Raw genomic sequence first — 15,707 nt, forward strand, 5'->3', positions numbered from 1 at the left:
ATAGATGTGGCAAAGCGCAGTGCGCTCGAAAGTCAGAGCGCTCAAGCTTCCTTCGGCTTGCGACCGAGGCCCATCTTCTTCGCAAGACGCGAACGGGCAGCAGCGTAGTTGGGGGCGACCATCGGATAGTTCGGGTCGAGATCCCACTTTTCGCGGTACTGTTCCGGCGTCATGTTGTAATGGGTCATGAGGTGACGCTTCAGCGACTTGAACTTCTTGCCGTCTTCGAGGCAGATGATGTAGTCATCATGAACCGACTTCTTCGGGTTGACGGCAGGCTTCGGCTTCTCAACGACGACAGGCGCTTCTTCGCGTTCGACGTGACGCTTGAACGCGGCATGTACTTCGGCGATCAGCAGCGGCAACTCGCCAGCGCGAATCGAATTATTGCCGACATATGCAGCTACAACATCTGCAGTAAGGCTCAGAAGCAGTTCTGCGCTCTCGTCGTGCGTGTCCAGATTTTCCATCAGATTTCCTTTTTTACTTCTTATTGTTGCGCAATCGACGACTGGAGATCCCCGCCTGCCATCGCCGTTACGTATTCCAACTCTGCCCCATCCATTCCCGACTGCGAATATCAGTTGATAATGTCATTTGCAATAGAATTGTCAAACCACATTACATTAATAACAAGTCTTTCTTCTTGAATCGTCAAATACAAAAATTCGGATCGCAACCGCGCCAACATATGGAAACTTTGAATCACAATGTGTTGGCGTTGCCGCCCCTGTCATTTATTACAGGATATGGGCGGAGCCGCAGTTCACTGCGTTGCTTCCTTTAATTTGCCGAGCTATCGTTAGCAATAGTTTTCTCCCTCAAGATTTCTTGTACGCGACTCAAGACTAACTGCCTTCCGTAACGTAGCTTTTGAGCGCAGAATCGGGCCTCAAAATGGCATTGTTCAAATATATTTCAACGGATTGAACTCGCTTTCGCCTTTTCAGCCAACTATATAAATATCACCGTCACCCGCTTGTGGTCTGATTCCAACATTTGCCTCCACTGGTTCAAGCGCTGAGCAAATGTTGGTATTCAAAAGACCGTCAGGAAGTATATGTATCTGGTGGATTTTTCGAATTTGACGTTCGAAACAGCATCTATGTCAGCCGGGATTCATCGTCAAAATCAATCCACTAGAAGGCACTACTTACCGCCTTGCAGCAAATCGAAACAGTTTTCATTGGAATTGTGGATGTCTCAGAGCTCCTTGCAAATTCAACCGCCGCACGCAACCAAACATCCGGTCAATGACACCCGTCACGGGATCACCCGCACCGACGATTATGCCTGGCTGCGCGCAGATAACTGGCAGGATGTATTCAAGGACCCTTCGGTTCTCTCCTCCGAAATCCGCGCGCATCTGGAGGCGGAAAACGCCTATCAGGCAGCGCTGATGAAGGACACGGAAGCGCTGCAGAAAAGCCTGTTTGCCGAAATGCGCGCGCGCATTAAGGAAGACGACTCGTCCGTTCCTTCCAAGGATGGCCCCTACGCTTATGGCGTGTCCTATCGCACCGGCGGCGAACAGCCCTATTTCATCCGCACGCCGCGCGATGGCGGCGCTGAGACCATCCTTCTCGACGGTGACGTGGAGGGCAAAGACAAGGCATATTTCCGCCTCGCCTCCGCCGACCACGCGCCGGATCACAAGCTTTTGATCTGGGGCTATGACGACAAGGGATCGGAATTCTACAAGCTCAAGGTCCGCGACCTGTCTTCGATGAAGGACCTTGAGGACATCGTCACCGACACGAATGGCGGCGGCGCGTGGGATGCGCAAAGCCAAGGCTTCTTCTATACGCGCCTTGATGAAAACCATCGGCCATCCAAGGTCTTCTATCACAGGATCGGCACGGCGCAGTCGGATGACCGGCTGATCTATGAGGAGAAAGACCCCGGCTTTTTCCTCGGAGTCGGCGGTTCGGCGCTTGACGACTATATCTTCATCGATATTCATGACCATGAAACATCGGAGTGCTGGCTCCTTCCCGCCAGCGACCCGGCGGCCAAGCCGCAGCTCGTCATGAAGCGCAAGACCGGCACGGAATACGATATCGCGCCGGGCGGCGATGTGTTCTACATCCTGACCAATGCCGACGGCGCCAAGGATTTCAAGATCTGCCAGGCGCCAGCCAGCGCCCCACAGCCGGAAAACTGGGTCGAGGTGGTGGCGGAAAAGCCGGGACGGCTGATCCTGTCGCATTCGGCCTACAAGCATCACCTTGTCTGGATGGAACGCGACAACGGCCTGCCGCGCATCGTGATCCGCGACCGCGAAACCGGCGAGGAACACGCCATTGCCTTTGACGAGGAAGCCTATTCGCTCGGCCTTCATGGCAGCGCCGAATATGATACGGACGTAATCCGCTTCTCCTATTCGTCCATGACGACGCCGGAACAGCTTTTCGACTACAATATGCGGACGCGCGAGCGCAAGCTGTTGAAGACGCAGGAAGTTCCGTCCGGCCACAATGCGCAGGACTACGTCACGCGCCGCGTGTTCGCCAGGGCATCGGATGGCGAACTGGTGCCGGTCTCCCTGCTCTATCACAAGGACACCCGGCTCGACGGCTCGGCGCCCTGCCTGCTCTATGGCTATGGTTCCTATGGCATCACCATTCCGGCAAGCTTCAGCACCTCGCGGCTTTCGCTCGTGGATCGCGGCTTCGTCTATGCCATCGCCCATATCCGCGGCGGCAAGGACAAGGGTTTTGCCTGGTATGAAAACGGCAAGCGCGACAAGAAGGTGAACACCTTCACCGATTTCGTCGCCGCCGCACGGCACCTTGTTGCCGAAGGCTTCACCAGCCATGACCGCATCGTCGCCCATGGCGGTTCGGCGGGCGGCATGCTGATGGGCGCGATTGCCAATATGGCGCCCGACGCCTTCGGCGGCATCATCGCCGAAGTGCCCTTCGTCGACGTGCTCAACACGATGCTGGACGACACATTGCCGCTCACCCCGCCTGAATGGCCGGAATGGGGCAACCCGATCACATCGGAAACGGATTACCGGATCATCGCCGGCTATTCGCCCTACGATAATGTCAGCCGTCAGGCCTATCCCGCCATTCTGGCGGTGGCGGGGCTTACCGATCCGCGCGTGACTTATTGGGAACCCGCCAAATGGGTCGCCCGGCTGCGTGAACTGAAGACCGACGACCACCCTGTCCTATTCCGCATCAATATGGATGCAGGCCATGCCGGGGCCTCGGGTCGTTTCTCGCGGCTGGAAGAAGTCGCCTACACCTACGCTTTCGCGCTCAAGGTGACAGGCAAGGCGGGCGGCACGCTCTAGGAGCCTTATCCATAGCCGCCCTGTTCCGGCTACCGCCAGATAGCATCGCGTCCAGTTTTCAAGGGCGCGATGCCTTCCTCTTACGCATGCCTTTTCCGGACCGGTCCCGCTTTCGGGAGGCATGCTCTGGAAGAACGCGCCATTTCCCTTATACTATTGTTCTGTAACTATTCTTTTGAAGGAGAGTTCGATGCTGCGTCAGGTCATTGCTGTCTGCCTCACTTCCGCATCGCTTGCGGTTTCCGGCCTTGTTGCGCTGCCCATGTCGGCTGAGGCTCAGGTGCGCAAGGATGTCGGTGAATTTGCCGGCCAGCGCTGCAGCGTGCCAAGAAGAGGCAGCGGCATCATCGTCGGCCAGTTCAGCGGCGTGGACGATTCACCCTTCATCACCGGCGGCGACGGGCTGGTTCCGATCGACCGTATCCGCTGCTTCAGCAGCATGTCCGAATGCAAGGGCTGGCTCTATACGATGCAGAGCAAATACACCAATGCCGGAGCCGCCACGCTGGTGCGCTGCACGAAACGCTGAACCCGGCCTTAAAAATCTGCGGTTTTCATGAAGCGCTGCGGATGGCATCCTCTCACCACTTGATGCATCGCCTTCGGGCGTCATCTTCGGTTTGGGAGGATCGGAAATGCAGCAGGCCAGCTCTGTTCCCAGTTATGTGCATGGCGCGAGCGACAAGCTTCTCATCGGCAATACGATCGGCCGGCATCTGGACCAGATCGCGGAAAAATATCCTGACCGTCCCGCAGTCCTCGTCCGCCACCAGAATATCCGGCTGACCTATTCCGAACTCAGGCAGCGGACCGATGAGCTTGCCGAAGGCTTCCTCGCCATAGGGCTGCGCCCCGGCGAGCGTCTCGGCATCTGGTCGCCCAACAATCTCGAATGGATTCTCACCCAGTTCGCGAGCGCCAAGGCGGGCCTGATCCTCGTCAACATCAACCCCGCCTACCGGGCGCATGAACTGGAATATGTGCTGGGGAAAGTCGAATGCGCGGCGCTCATCCTCGCGCCGTCGCTAAAGAGCAGCAACTATATCGATATCCTGCGCAGCATCGTGCCCGAACTCGATGAGGCCCGGCCGGGGCATCTGATGTCCGGGCGGCTTCCCTCGCTGCGCTGCGTGATCCGGCTTGGTACGGAACAGACGCCGGGCATGTTGAATTTCGACGATGTGGCCCAATCCGGCGATGAAGTCACCAGGCAGGAACTGGCGCAGCTTGCCGACGAACTGCAATTCGACGATCCCATCAATATCCAGTTCACCAGCGGCACGACCGGCAGCCCGAAGGGCGCGACGCTCTCGCATCACAATATCCTCAACAACGGCTTTTTCGTTGGGGAGGCGATGCAACTTTCCGAACAGGACCGGCTCTGCATCCCGGTGCCGTTCTACCATTGCTTCGGCATGGTGCTCGGCAATCTTGCCTGCGTCACTCACGGCTCCTGCATGGTAATCCCGAATGACAGTTTCGACCCTTTCCTGACGCTGCAGACCGTCGAGGAGGAGCAATGCACCGGCCTGCATGGCGTGCCGACCATGTTCATCGCGATGCTGGATCATCCGGACTTCAGCCGCTTCGACCTTTCGAGCCTGCGCACCGGCATCATGGCCGGGTCGCCCTGCCCCATCGAAGTCATGCGGCGTGTCGTGAGCGAGATGCATCAAGGCGAAATCACCATCGCCTACGGCATGACCGAGACGAGCCCGGTCAGTTTCCAGAGTTCGACGTCCGATCCGCTGGAGCGGCGCGTTTCCACGGTCGGGCGCATTCACCCGCATCTGGAGGTGAAGATCGTGGATGCGGATGGCAAGGTCGTGCCGCGCGGCGAAAAGGGCGAATTGCTGACGCGCGGCTACAGCGTCATGCGCGGCTACTGGAACGACGCGGAAAGTTCAGCCGGCGCCATTGACGATGCGGGCTGGATGCACACGGGAGACCTCGCGACCATAGACGAGGAAGGTTATTGCAACATCGTTGGGCGCATAAAGGACCTCATCATTCGCGGCGGCGAGAATATCTACCCGCGTGAGATCGAAGAGTTCCTGTTTGCCCATCCGGCGATCAGCGACGTCCAGATATTCGGCATTCCGGACCGGAAGTTCGGCGAAATCATCTGCGCCTGGGTCAAGCTGCACAAGGACGCACAACTGTCCGAAGAGGACCTCAGCGAATATTGCCGGCGGCGGATCGCGCATTACAAGGTTCCGGCGCATATCCGCTTCGTGGATCAGTTTCCGATGACCGTGACCGGCAAAATCCAGAAATTCGTCATGCGACAGGCCATGATAGAAGAACTGGAACTGCAGGAAATCAGAACGGCGTAATTATGCCGTCGTGTCCGGAGTCATATTCTCCAGGAGCGGGATGTTTGTAAGTTGTCCCGCCGTCCCGCTCCCAGGTTTTGTCTGAATATGATCATGTCCGAAGCCGCTCCCACTTTTTCGGAACCATGTTCTAATATTTTCGCTCCCGCCGGCTTGCAAAGCGAAACCGAGAATGCATATTACGTAAACGTAAGATTTTTGGGAGAGTTTCCATGGAAGAACTGATCGCACGCATCACCTCCAAAGTTGGCATCGATGCGGCAACGGCAGAAAAGGCAGTCGGCATGATCCTCGCCTTCCTGCAGAAGGAAGGTCCGGAGGCAGAAGTCCAGAAGCTTCTCGCAGCATTTCCGGGCGCTGAAGAAGCGATTTCGCAGGTCAAGGGCGGCGGCTTCCTGTCCGGTCTGATGGGCGGCGTGATGGGTCTAGGCTCGCAGCTCATGGGCGCTGGCCTCGGCATGGGCGAGATTTCCGGCGTCGCCAAGGAGACCATCCGCTTTGCCAAGGAAAAGGCCGGCGACGAACCCGTCGATGCCGTTATCGGCGCGATCCCGGGCCTCGGCCAGTTCGTCTGACCAACCTTGCATTTTTCGATAAAGGCCCCGGTTTCCGGGGCCTTTTTGCATCATTACTCCCGGCAGAACCATCCTTCGCCGCAGGTCCCACAATCTCCACACGCCAATACAAAACAATAGTAATTAAGTCATGTTTTTCACGATAACGTGAAGCCCATGTAATAATCCCACTAAATTCTGGATGATACTTGCCGCATTGGAGATTTAACCGGTGCGATGATTGCAATGTCCCGGATTGTATCGGATATTTGAACCAAGGGACGAAATCTGTTCAATTTTTAAACGCGGAGGATCGCATGCGTTTGTTTTTCCTGACTGTCAGTTCTGCTGCTGTATTGGTCGCCGGTGTAGCACAGGCTGACGTCACAGCCGATCGTCAGGCAATCATGAAGGACCTTGGCCGTTCTGTCGGCTCGATTGCTCCCATGGTCAAGGGCGAGAAGCCTTTCGACGCCGCCGCCGCACTTGCCGCGCTGGAAAAGATCGACGCCGACGCCAAGAAACTGGACGTGGACACGCTTTTTCCTGCCGGTTCTGATCAGGGCGACACGGAAGCCTCGCCAAAAATCTGGGAAAACAAGGACGATTTCGTCAAGCACGTTGAAAAATTCCGCACCGACGCCGCGGCTGCATTGGCTGCCAAGCCGCAGGATCTGGATGCGTTGAAGTCCGCCTTCCAGCAGGTTGCAGCCAACTGCGGTTCCTGCCATCAGGTCTATCGCGTAAAGAAGAACTGATCTTCACGGTTGACACCGCGCGTACCGGACGGAAACATTCGGTGCGCAAAAGCATTTCCAGCAGGGTGCGGTGCCGCTCTGGCGCCTCCGCGCATTGAGGCTGGCGTGCTGAATGACAGCCAAAAGAGCGGTCCGTATTCGTCGGAACCGCCAGACGGGAACGGATGAAATGGTCCGAAAACTGGCATATGTCGCAGGCGCCGTGGTCGTCCTTGGAGCCGCAGCTTTCTGGATTCTGACCACGCCGCAGAAGGTGAGCCAAACCGTTCTGGATGCGATGGAACCGGGCGATCCGGTCAAGGGCGAGCAGGTTTTCTGGGCGGGCGGCTGCGCCTCCTGCCACGCGGCCCCCGGTGCAACCGGCGATGCGCGCAAGGTTCTGGCGGGCGGGCACGAACTGGTTTCGGATTTCGGGACGTTCATCGCGCCCAATATCTCCCCGTCCGAGCAGGGGATAGGCACCTGGACGATCCATGATTTCGCCAATGCGATGCTGAAAGGCGTCGGCAAGCAGGACGAACATCTTTATCCGTCCTTCCCCTACACATCCTATACCAGAATGCAGCCGCAGGACGTGGCCGATCTCTTCGCCTTCATGAAAACGCTGCCGCCGTCCGACAATGCAACGGCGCCGCACAGGCTTTCTTTTCCGTTCAATATCCGGCGCGGACTGGGCCTCTGGAAACAGCTTTACCTGTCAGACCAGCCGGTAGTGGAAATCGCAAATGCCTCCGATCAGGTGAAGCGCGGCCAGTACCTGACCGAGGCCCTTGGCCATTGCGGTGAATGCCACACGCCGCGCAATGTCATCGGAGGGCTGGACAAGGGCCAATGGCTCGCAGGGGCATTATCGCCCGAGACCGGCAGCGACGGGAAAAGAGGCGTTGTGCCGAACATCACGCCGGGCGAAGCAGGCATTGGCGGCTGGAGCGAGAAAGACATCGCCTATGCGCTGCAAAGCGGTTTCACCCCGGATTTCGATTCGCTCGGCGGATCGATGACCGATGTGGTTGCGAACATGGCCCATCTCGCCGAGGCGGATCGCAATGCCATTGCCGCCTATCTGAAAACCATTCCGGCGCATCCGAACGGCTATCCGGCCCGCTGAGGTCGAGTCGCAAGCTGCGCCCGTCAGTTCGTTCAGGGCTTTTCCTTGTCGTGACGACGAGCAGCGTTTATATGCTTGAGTTCGTTTCGATCTGATTGAATCTGATCGAAACGAACTCTAAACTCTTTTATTTCAAGCATAATCTTATCGATCCTCGTTTCACTCCGGTCGGATTATGCTCTAAAGTGAGTTGAACAGAGGGAGCAAGCCGCCTGATGACTGCCGAAGACGCTATTTTTCTTGGCGCGAGCCGCAAGCCAGACGACTCTTACCAGCAGCCGGAATATCTAGCGCTGAAATACGGCAACCGTCACGGTCTCGTCACCGGCGCTACCGGCACCGGCAAAACGGTCACGCTGCAGGTTCTGGCCGAAAGCTTTTCGGCGGCGGGCGTCCCCGTTTTCTGCGCCGACATCAAGGGCGACCTTTCCGGCATCGGCGCGGTCGGCGTTCAAAATGACGGGCTCCTCAAGCGTGCGGCGGAGATCAAGCTCGACCCGTATGAAATGCGCGCAGCACCTGTGATCTTCTGGGATATTTTCGGCGAACAGGGTCATCCCGTACGCGCAACCATTTCCGAAATGGGACCGCTGCTGCTGTCTCGCCTGATGAACCTGACCGATGCCCAGGAAGGTGTGCTGAACATCGCCTTCCGTCTGGCGGACGAAGAAGGCTTGCTGCTTCTGGACCTCAAGGATCTGCAGGCGATCCTTGCAGAGATGGCGGAGCGCTCGGCAGAGCTTTCCGGAAAGTACGGCAATGTGAACAAGACCTCGGTCGGGGCGATCCAGCGTTCGCTTCTGGTTCTCGACCAGCAGGGCGGCTCGAAATTCTTCGGGGAACCGGCGCTCAAGATTTCGGACCTGATGCGCACCACCACCGACGGGCGCGGCGTGGTGAGCGTGCTCGCCGCCGACAAGCTGATGATGAGCCCGCGGCTTTATTCCACCTTCCTGCTCTGGCTGATGTCGGAACTGTTCGAGGAATTGCCCGAAATCGGCGATCCCGACAAGCCGAGGCTGGTCTTCTTCTTCGATGAAGCCCACCTTCTGTTCGACGAAGCGCCCAAGGCGCTGATCGATCGCGTGGAGCAGGTCGTGCGCCTGATCCGTTCCAAGGGCGTCGGCGTCTATTTCGTGACGCAGAACCCGCTCGACGTGCCGGAAACGGTCCTGGCGCAGCTTGGCAATCGCGTGCAGCACGCGCTTCGCGCCTATACGCCGCGCGAGACCAATGCCGTGAAGACCGCAGCCGACACGTTCCGCCCGAACCCAGATTTCAACACGTTTCAGGCGATCACCAATCTTGCCACGGGTGAAGCGCTGGTTTCCACCTTGCAGGAAAAAGGCGTGCCTTCCATCGTACAGCGCACGCTCATCCGCCCGCCATCTTCACGCATCGGGCCGCTGACGCCGGAAGAACGTGCGAAGATCATCGCCGCGAGCCCGGTCGCCGGACAGTACGATCAGGCCGTGGACCGCGATTCCGCTTTCGAAATGCTGGCCCGCAAGGCGCAGAATGCAGCGGCAGCCCAGCAAAAGACCAAGGAAGAGGAAGAAGGCGGCGGCGGCATCTTTGGTGAGCTCGCCGGTACGGTGCTCGGCACCGGTCGCCGCTCCGGCCGCCAGACGGTGGCGGAAGCAGCCATGAAATCCGTCGTCCGCTCGGTCGGCAATTCGCTCGGGCGTGCGCTCGTGCGCGGGATTCTCGGCAGCTTCAAGAGGTAATTTAAGGCAGTAAGGCAGTAAGGCAGTAAGGCAGTAAGGCAGTAAGTGAAATAGGGCAGAAGGTTTCAGTCAAGCAAACATATTGCCCTACTGCCTTACTGCCCTATTCCCCTAACCTTACATCACCAGAATTGGTGCCTTTGCCGGAACACGATCATAGAGATCGATGATATCCTGGTTCAGGAAGCGCACGCAGCCCGAAGAAACTGCCTTGCCGATGGACCACCATTCCGGGTTGCCGTGCAGGCGGTACAGCGTGTCCTTGCCGTCCTGGAAAATATAGAGCGCGCGGGCGCCGAGCGGGTTCTTGAGACCCGGAGCCATGCCGCCATTCTTGGCGCTGTACTGCACCAGTTCCGGCTGGCGGGCGACCATTTCATCCGGCGGAGTCCAGCGCGGCCACTGGCGCTTGTACTGGATCACGGCGCGGCCCGACCATGCAAAGCCTTCGCGGCCAATGCCGACCCCGTAGCGCATTGCCTGACCGTTTTCGAGGACCAGATAGCAGAAGCGGTTGGCCGTATCGATGACGATCGTACCCGGCAGTTCGCCGGTCGGGTCCTGCACAACCTGGCGCAGGAAGCGCTTGTCCATCTTCTGGATCGGGATTGCCGGAAGCATGAAGCCGCCATCTTCAACGGCGGCGTACATCTGCGCCCAGCCGCCATAGGATGAATCGACATTGGCCTGCGGGGTGCGGTTGATCGGGTTGCCCGACTGATCCACATCGATAATTGGAACATTCTGCCCCAACTGAGCGCAACCGGCCAGGCCGGCGGCCGCTGTTGCTGTCATTGCCGTCAGAAAGGAACGGCGGGTAAGGGTCGTTTGCATATGAAAACCAGTTTAGTGACGGGAGGAGTTACAGATACACATTCAGGGTTAACGAATTGCGACCCGACCAAATTGTGGCAGATACGCAGTGGGCGGTGAAAACGGCCTGAAACGGCTGTTTCCGGTGTTTGGTTGCACGGAAAACGCCCGAAAATTGTGGCGTACACCCGTTCTTAATGCGGCCTAATCGTGGCGAAGGCCCACCAGCATGGCTCGTGTTGCAGCCGCGACACAATTTTGGGTGCAGCGGCCAGCTTTCCGCAAATCCGGCACGTTCAAATTTTAGTGAGAACTCAATCGAGCAGTTGGAGGCTTGGCAAAATGAGCGCCGGAGCGAACTCCTTATATTCGTCGGGCTGGTTGGAACGGTTGATCCAGACCCCGCGCATGCCGAACCGTACTGCACCCGCCACGTCCCAGCGGTTCGAAGACTGGAACGAGATCGCCGACGGATAGAGCCGCCAGTGGAGGGTGATGAGTTCATAGACTGCCGGCGCGGTCTTGTATTTCCTGACTTCATCGACCGAAATCACGTCGTCCAGCAAAACATCGAGCGCGGCCGAACGGACAGCGGAATCCAGCATTGCGGGCGATCCGTTGGAGAGAATGGCGAGCCTTGCGCCCTTCTCCTTCAGGCCTTTGAGGGCCACGGGCACTTCCGGATAGCAATCAAGCTTCCAATAGGCGTCGAGCAGATCATTGCGCAGCCCGGGATCGACGGAAGGGTAGCGCGCAAATGCGAAATCAAGCGAATCCTCGGTAAGTTTCCAGAAATCGCTATAGGCGCCCATCAGGCTCAGCACCCAGGAATATTCGAGCTGCTTTGCGCGCCACAGCTCGGAAAATGCCCGTCCGTCCGGCCCGGCCTTGTCCGCATGCCGCCGCACCGCCGAATGGACATCGAACAATGTGCCATAAGCGTCGAAGACATAAGAACTGTGGGACACCATTTCCTCCTGTGAGGGTCCGCCCGCATCGCGAAGCGTTCGAGCGCGTTTCGAACTGATTGGATCAGACCGGCGCTCTAATCCTTTGTTTTTTGACGCGCATCTTATCCGAAAACCGTTTCACACTTTTCGGGATGCGCTCTAAATCGAGAATTACGCCATCCTACTGTGATTTCAATAATAATTCATTGTCTTGAAGCTGAATTGCTCAATCACGCCATTGCCGCCCGCACCGATGCGGCCTATGTAGATTCCGCACACAAGTTTTGAGGCAGCATCTGTTCGGCCCGCCGCTGGCTGCCCATGTAAGCCGAATGACAAGAGGAGAGTTTCCAATGGCTTTCGAACTGCCCGCCCTGCCGTATGACTACGACGCCCTTGCGCCTTTCATGTCGCGCGAGACGCTTGAACTTCACCACGACAAGCACCATCAGGCCTATGTCACCAACGGCAACAAGCTGCTCGAAGGCTCCGGCCTCGAAGGCAAGAGCCTGGAAGAGATCGTCAAGGAAAGCTACGGCAAGAACCAGGGCCTCTTCAACAATGCCGGCCAGCACTACAACCACATCCAGTTCTGGAAGTGGATGAAGAAGGGCGGCGGCGGCAAGAAGCTGCCGGGCAAGCTTGAAAAGGCAATCGAGTCCGATCTTGGTGGCTACGACAAGTTCCGTGAAGATTTCATCGCTGCCGGTGTCGGCCAGTTCGGTTCGGGCTGGGCCTGGCTGTCGGTCAAGAACGGCAAGCTCGAAATCTCCAAGACCCCGAACGGCGAAAACCCGCTCGTTCACGGCGCAACGCCGATCCTCGGCGTCGACGTGTGGGAACATTCCTACTATGTCGATTATCGCAACCTGCGTCCAAAATACCTCGAAGCCTTCGTCGACAATCTCATCAACTGGGAATTCGTCGAAGAGCTGTATGAAAAGGCCTGATGCCTTTCCTGTGAGAATAAGAAAAATCCCGGTTTCGCCGGGGTTTTTTGTTGCCTTCAGTCCTTGATCACCTGCACACCCACATGCCGTGCGCGTCCCGCGCCCCATCCGGCGATGGCGGCACCCAGTCCCAGCAGGGCGAAGAACGCCCCGCAAGCCGCAAAGCTGCCGGTCGCGCTGTGAATCATGCCGACAATCAGCGGACCGATCGCGGCCAGCGTATAGCCGACGCATTGCGCCATGCCGGACAGATGCGCCGCCGTGTGCGAATCCGGGGCGCGCAGCACGATCACCATCATCGCGGCTGCGATGAGACCGCCCTGCCCGATGCCTTGAATGACCGCCAGCACCCAGTAGGTCCAGTGCGGCAGATAGAGAAATCCGATCAGCGGCAAGGCTGCGCAAGCGCAAAGAGCGACATTGAGCCAGCTCTGGTTCTTCTGGCGCGTGGCGATGGAAGGTACGGCGAGACAGGTCACCACCTGTACCATGATCGAGAAGGAAACGAGGCCGCCTGCCGCCTTGGGGCTCAGGCCCTGCTCGCGCAGGATCGGCGCCAGCCATCCGAAAACAATATAGGCGGTGGAAGATTGCAACCCCATGAACAGCGTCACCTGCCAGGCCAGCCTGTCCTTCCATAGCCCGATCACCCGGAAGCCCGAGTGTGCCACATTGTGCTTGGCGCGCATGGCCTGCGGCAGCCACAAAAGCAGCACAAGTGCCGCCGGAACGGCCCAGAATGCCAAAGCGAGGTTCCATGAGCCGCCGAGCAACCCCTTGATGGGAATGGTGAAACCGGCTGCGGATGCAGCGCCGCCGCACAATGCCATCGTATAAAGGCCGGTCATGATGGCGGCTGTCTTCGGAAAGTCGCGCTTGACGACGCCCGGCAGCAGAACATTGCCCGTGGCAATGGCGGCACCGGCCAGCGCGGCGCCGATATAGAGCCAATAGAAGGAACCAAAACCGCGAATGGCGGTGCCGATTGTGAGCACGGCCAGCACGACAAGCAGGACACGCTCCGCACCGAAGCGCTGCGCCATCCGCGGCGCAAACGGCGCGAAGACACCGAGACAGACAACGGGCAGCGTGGTCAATATGCCGGCTGCGACCGACGACATGCCGGTCGCCTCGATGATTTCCGGCAAGAGCACGGAAACGCTGGAGAATACCGGCCGCAGATTGGCGGCGATGAGCACGAGGCTCAAGCCCAGCAAGATGCGCATCGCCTTGCTGGGCGGCTGCTGGACGGGCGGCGGCGGGACACTGTCCGCCTCCGCGTCGACCAGCGCATCCGGCTGCATTGCCTCGTTTTCTGCCGTGTCCGACAGGGCTGTGTTTGTGTGGCTCATGATGCGAGCAACCTTTCAAGTTCTTCAATCAGGGGCGCCATGAAACGGCGAACGGTTGCTCCGGCCTTGTCGGGATCGCCCGAGGCGATGGCCTCGACGATCTGGCGGTGCGCTTCATCGCTCGGCTCGGGCAGTTCGCCATTGAGCGTGGCTTCTATGGATTCGCGAATGGAGGCGGAGAAAAAGGCATAGACTTCGATGAGGGCGTTATTGCCCGAGGCGGCGACGATGGCTTCATGGAAGGCAAAATCTCGCGCCACGAAAGTTTCGCGGTCGAGTTCGTCGCGACTGCCTCGCTGCGCCAGCATTTTTTCAAGATGCGCAAGTCCCTTCCGCGTGATGCGCAGGGCGGCAAGACGGGCTGCTTCGGTTTCCAGAACTGCCCGAGTCTCAAAACGGTCGCGCAGGCTGGTGTGGCGGATGCGGTCCAGGCTGCGAGCCGTGTCCGCCGTCGAGCGGACATAAGTTCCTGAGCCCTGCCGGGTTTCCAGCATGCCCTGCGCGACCAGCGCCCGAACGGCCTCGCGCACCGTGCCGCGACTGACATCGAGCGTTGCGGAAAGTGCCGCTTCATTGGGCAGCTGGTCGCCGACCGACCAGCGTCCCGACATGATTTCCGCACGCAATGCCTGCGTGGCCGAATCCGTCAGGGTCTTGCGTGATATTGCCTTCATAGCTCCACCAAAGTCATCTGATGACTTGATGAATTAGACCTGCGGAAGGAAGCTGTCAACCGTCATGCAGAAAGCCGATTGCGGATTGGAAACCGCTGCCGCATTCCGTTAACAATTTTCGCGCACAGTGCCCATAATTCAGCTGCCCGAAATTCGGGCCAGACTCCAGGTGCCAGTATGATCACACTCTACAGCCTTTCCGGTGACCACCTCGAACAAGTGGAGGTCGAGCCTGGCACCCCCTTGCCCGAGAATGTGATCTGGATCGACCTGTTCGCTCCCGGCGTCAACGAGGACAGCATTGTCGAGGCATGGACGGGCATTTCGATCCCCACGCGCGAAGACATGACGGAAATCGAGGAATCGAGCCGCTTCTACATGGAAACCGGCGCGCAATATCTGACCGTTCCGATCCTGCACGCGGTCGATCTCGATCATCGGGAGCTGGCGCCCGTCACCTTCATCCTGCACGGCTCGCGACTGATAACAGTGCGCTATGCCAATCCAAAATCCTTCATCACCTATATTCTGCGCTCGACCAAACCGGGCAACGGCCTCATTTCAGCCAAATGCTCGGGCCTTTCGATCATGCTCGGCATCACCGAAGCCACGACCAACCGGCTGGCCGATATTCTGGAAGGCGTGGCAGGCAAGATCGATGCGGCTTCGCATTCCATCTACCGCCGCCAGCCCAAGGCGCGCCCGATGACGACGCAGGACTTCCGGCACATACTGACCCAGATCGGCGGACAGGGAACCTTTCTCTCGCGGATGCGGGAAAGCCTGGCAGGCATCAGCCGCATGCTGGTCTATCTGTCGGCCACCAGCAATCCGGCTTCGGGCAAGAAGGAAACGCGCAGCTGGATCAAGTCGCTGGAGCGCGACACCCAATCGCTGACCGCCTATGTGGATTTCCTTTCCAACAAGGTTACCTTCCTGCTTGATACGATTGTCGGCCTGATCTCGGTCGAGCAAAACGCCATCATCAAGATTTTCTCGGTGGCGGCAGTTGGCTTCATGCCGCCGACGCTGGTCGCTTCCATCTACGGCATGAACTTTTCCTTCATGCCGGAACTGCATTCGCCTTGGGGCTACCCGATGGCGCTTATCCTGATGGTCGCCTCTGCCCTGCTGCCGCTCTATTATTTCCGCCGCAAAGGCTGGCTGTAGCTTGTAGTGAC

General features: G+C 58.3%; 14 protein-coding genes. 9 read left to right on the forward strand and 5 right to left on the reverse strand.

Annotation, left to right across the window (positions count from 1 at the left end; all coding sequences use genetic code 11):
* Nucleotides 1-41 precede the first annotated feature (41 nt).
* Nucleotides 42-470 (reverse strand): MucR family transcriptional regulator, encoded by a 429-nt coding sequence (locus ACS5UA_RS14810; RefSeq protein WP_006466324.1) that lies wholly within the window; start codon nt 468-470, stop codon nt 42-44.
* A 728-nt stretch (nt 471-1,198) separates the two neighbouring features.
* Between ACS5UA_RS14810 and ACS5UA_RS14815 the strand changes: the two genes are divergently transcribed.
* The 7 genes from ACS5UA_RS14815 to ACS5UA_RS14845 all read left to right on the forward strand — a co-directional run bounded on the left by ACS5UA_RS14815 (nt 1,199) and on the right by ACS5UA_RS14845 (nt 9,787).
* Nucleotides 1,199-3,304, forward strand: a complete 2,106-nt coding sequence (locus tag ACS5UA_RS14815; RefSeq protein ID WP_443101473.1) for a S9 family peptidase — start codon at nt 1,199-1,201, stop codon at nt 3,302-3,304.
* 190 nt (nt 3,305-3,494) lie between these two features.
* Nucleotides 3,495-3,833 (forward strand): hypothetical protein, encoded by a 339-nt coding sequence (locus tag ACS5UA_RS14820; protein WP_021587922.1) that lies wholly within the window; start codon nt 3,495-3,497, stop codon nt 3,831-3,833.
* Nucleotides 3,834-3,939: 106 nt separating this feature from the next.
* Complete coding sequence (locus ACS5UA_RS14825) at nt 3,940-5,640, forward strand: AMP-binding protein (RefSeq protein WP_443101474.1); 1,701 nt, start codon at nt 3,940-3,942, stop codon at nt 5,638-5,640.
* A 212-nt stretch (nt 5,641-5,852) separates the two neighbouring features.
* Nucleotides 5,853-6,215, forward strand: coding sequence for a DUF2267 domain-containing protein (locus tag ACS5UA_RS14830; RefSeq protein ID WP_006466320.1), 363 nt, complete (start codon nt 5,853-5,855; stop codon nt 6,213-6,215).
* 296 nt (nt 6,216-6,511) lie between these two features.
* Nucleotides 6,512-6,952 (forward strand): c-type cytochrome, encoded by a 441-nt coding sequence (locus ACS5UA_RS14835; RefSeq protein ID WP_025091256.1) that lies wholly within the window; start codon nt 6,512-6,514, stop codon nt 6,950-6,952.
* Between the two features lie 169 nt (nt 6,953-7,121).
* Complete coding sequence (locus ACS5UA_RS14840) at nt 7,122-8,060, forward strand: c-type cytochrome (RefSeq protein WP_443101488.1); 939 nt, start codon at nt 7,122-7,124, stop codon at nt 8,058-8,060.
* Between the two features lie 215 nt (nt 8,061-8,275).
* Nucleotides 8,276-9,787 (forward strand): helicase HerA-like C-terminal domain-containing protein, encoded by a 1,512-nt coding sequence (locus tag ACS5UA_RS14845; protein WP_021587926.1) that lies wholly within the window; start codon nt 8,276-8,278, stop codon nt 9,785-9,787.
* 117 nt (nt 9,788-9,904) lie between these two features.
* Here ACS5UA_RS14845 and ACS5UA_RS14850 read toward each other — a convergent pair whose 3' ends face one another.
* Both ACS5UA_RS14850 and ACS5UA_RS14855 read right to left on the reverse strand, forming a co-directional pair.
* Complete coding sequence (locus ACS5UA_RS14850; protein WP_006466316.1) at nt 9,905-10,621, reverse strand: L,D-transpeptidase; 717 nt, start codon at nt 10,619-10,621, stop codon at nt 9,905-9,907.
* Nucleotides 10,622-10,914: 293 nt separating this feature from the next.
* On the reverse strand, nt 10,915-11,568 hold the full coding sequence (locus ACS5UA_RS14855; protein WP_443101475.1) for a haloacid dehalogenase type II: 654 nt from the start codon (nt 11,566-11,568) through the stop codon (nt 10,915-10,917).
* A gap of 335 nt (nt 11,569-11,903) precedes the next feature.
* Here ACS5UA_RS14855 and ACS5UA_RS14860 point away from each other — a divergent pair, with 335 nt between their 5' ends.
* On the forward strand, nt 11,904-12,500 hold the full coding sequence (locus ACS5UA_RS14860) for a superoxide dismutase (RefSeq protein ID WP_006471131.1): 597 nt from the start codon (nt 11,904-11,906) through the stop codon (nt 12,498-12,500).
* A 56-nt stretch (nt 12,501-12,556) separates the two neighbouring features.
* Here ACS5UA_RS14860 and ACS5UA_RS14865 read toward each other — a convergent pair whose 3' ends face one another.
* Together ACS5UA_RS14865 and ACS5UA_RS14870 are read right to left on the reverse strand one after the other, a co-directional pair.
* Nucleotides 12,557-13,804: a CynX/NimT family MFS transporter gene (locus ACS5UA_RS14865; RefSeq protein ID WP_443101489.1), complete on the reverse strand. Its 1,248-nt coding sequence runs from the start codon at nt 13,802-13,804 to the stop codon at nt 12,557-12,559.
* Between the two features lie 44 nt (nt 13,805-13,848).
* Nucleotides 13,849-14,526 (reverse strand): FadR/GntR family transcriptional regulator, encoded by a 678-nt coding sequence (locus ACS5UA_RS14870; RefSeq protein WP_063620026.1) that lies wholly within the window; start codon nt 14,524-14,526, stop codon nt 13,849-13,851.
* A gap of 177 nt (nt 14,527-14,703) precedes the next feature.
* Here ACS5UA_RS14870 and ACS5UA_RS14875 point away from each other — a divergent pair, with 177 nt between their 5' ends.
* Entirely contained in the window at nt 14,704-15,696 is a 993-nt protein-coding gene (locus tag ACS5UA_RS14875) for a magnesium transporter CorA family protein (protein ID WP_443101476.1), read from the forward strand.
* The last annotated feature ends 11 nt before the right edge of the window (nt 15,697-15,707 follow it).

It is taken from the genome of Brucella sp. RRSP16 (assembly GCF_052246815.1).
GTDB lineage: Bacteria > Pseudomonadota > Alphaproteobacteria > Rhizobiales > Rhizobiaceae > Brucella > Brucella intermedia.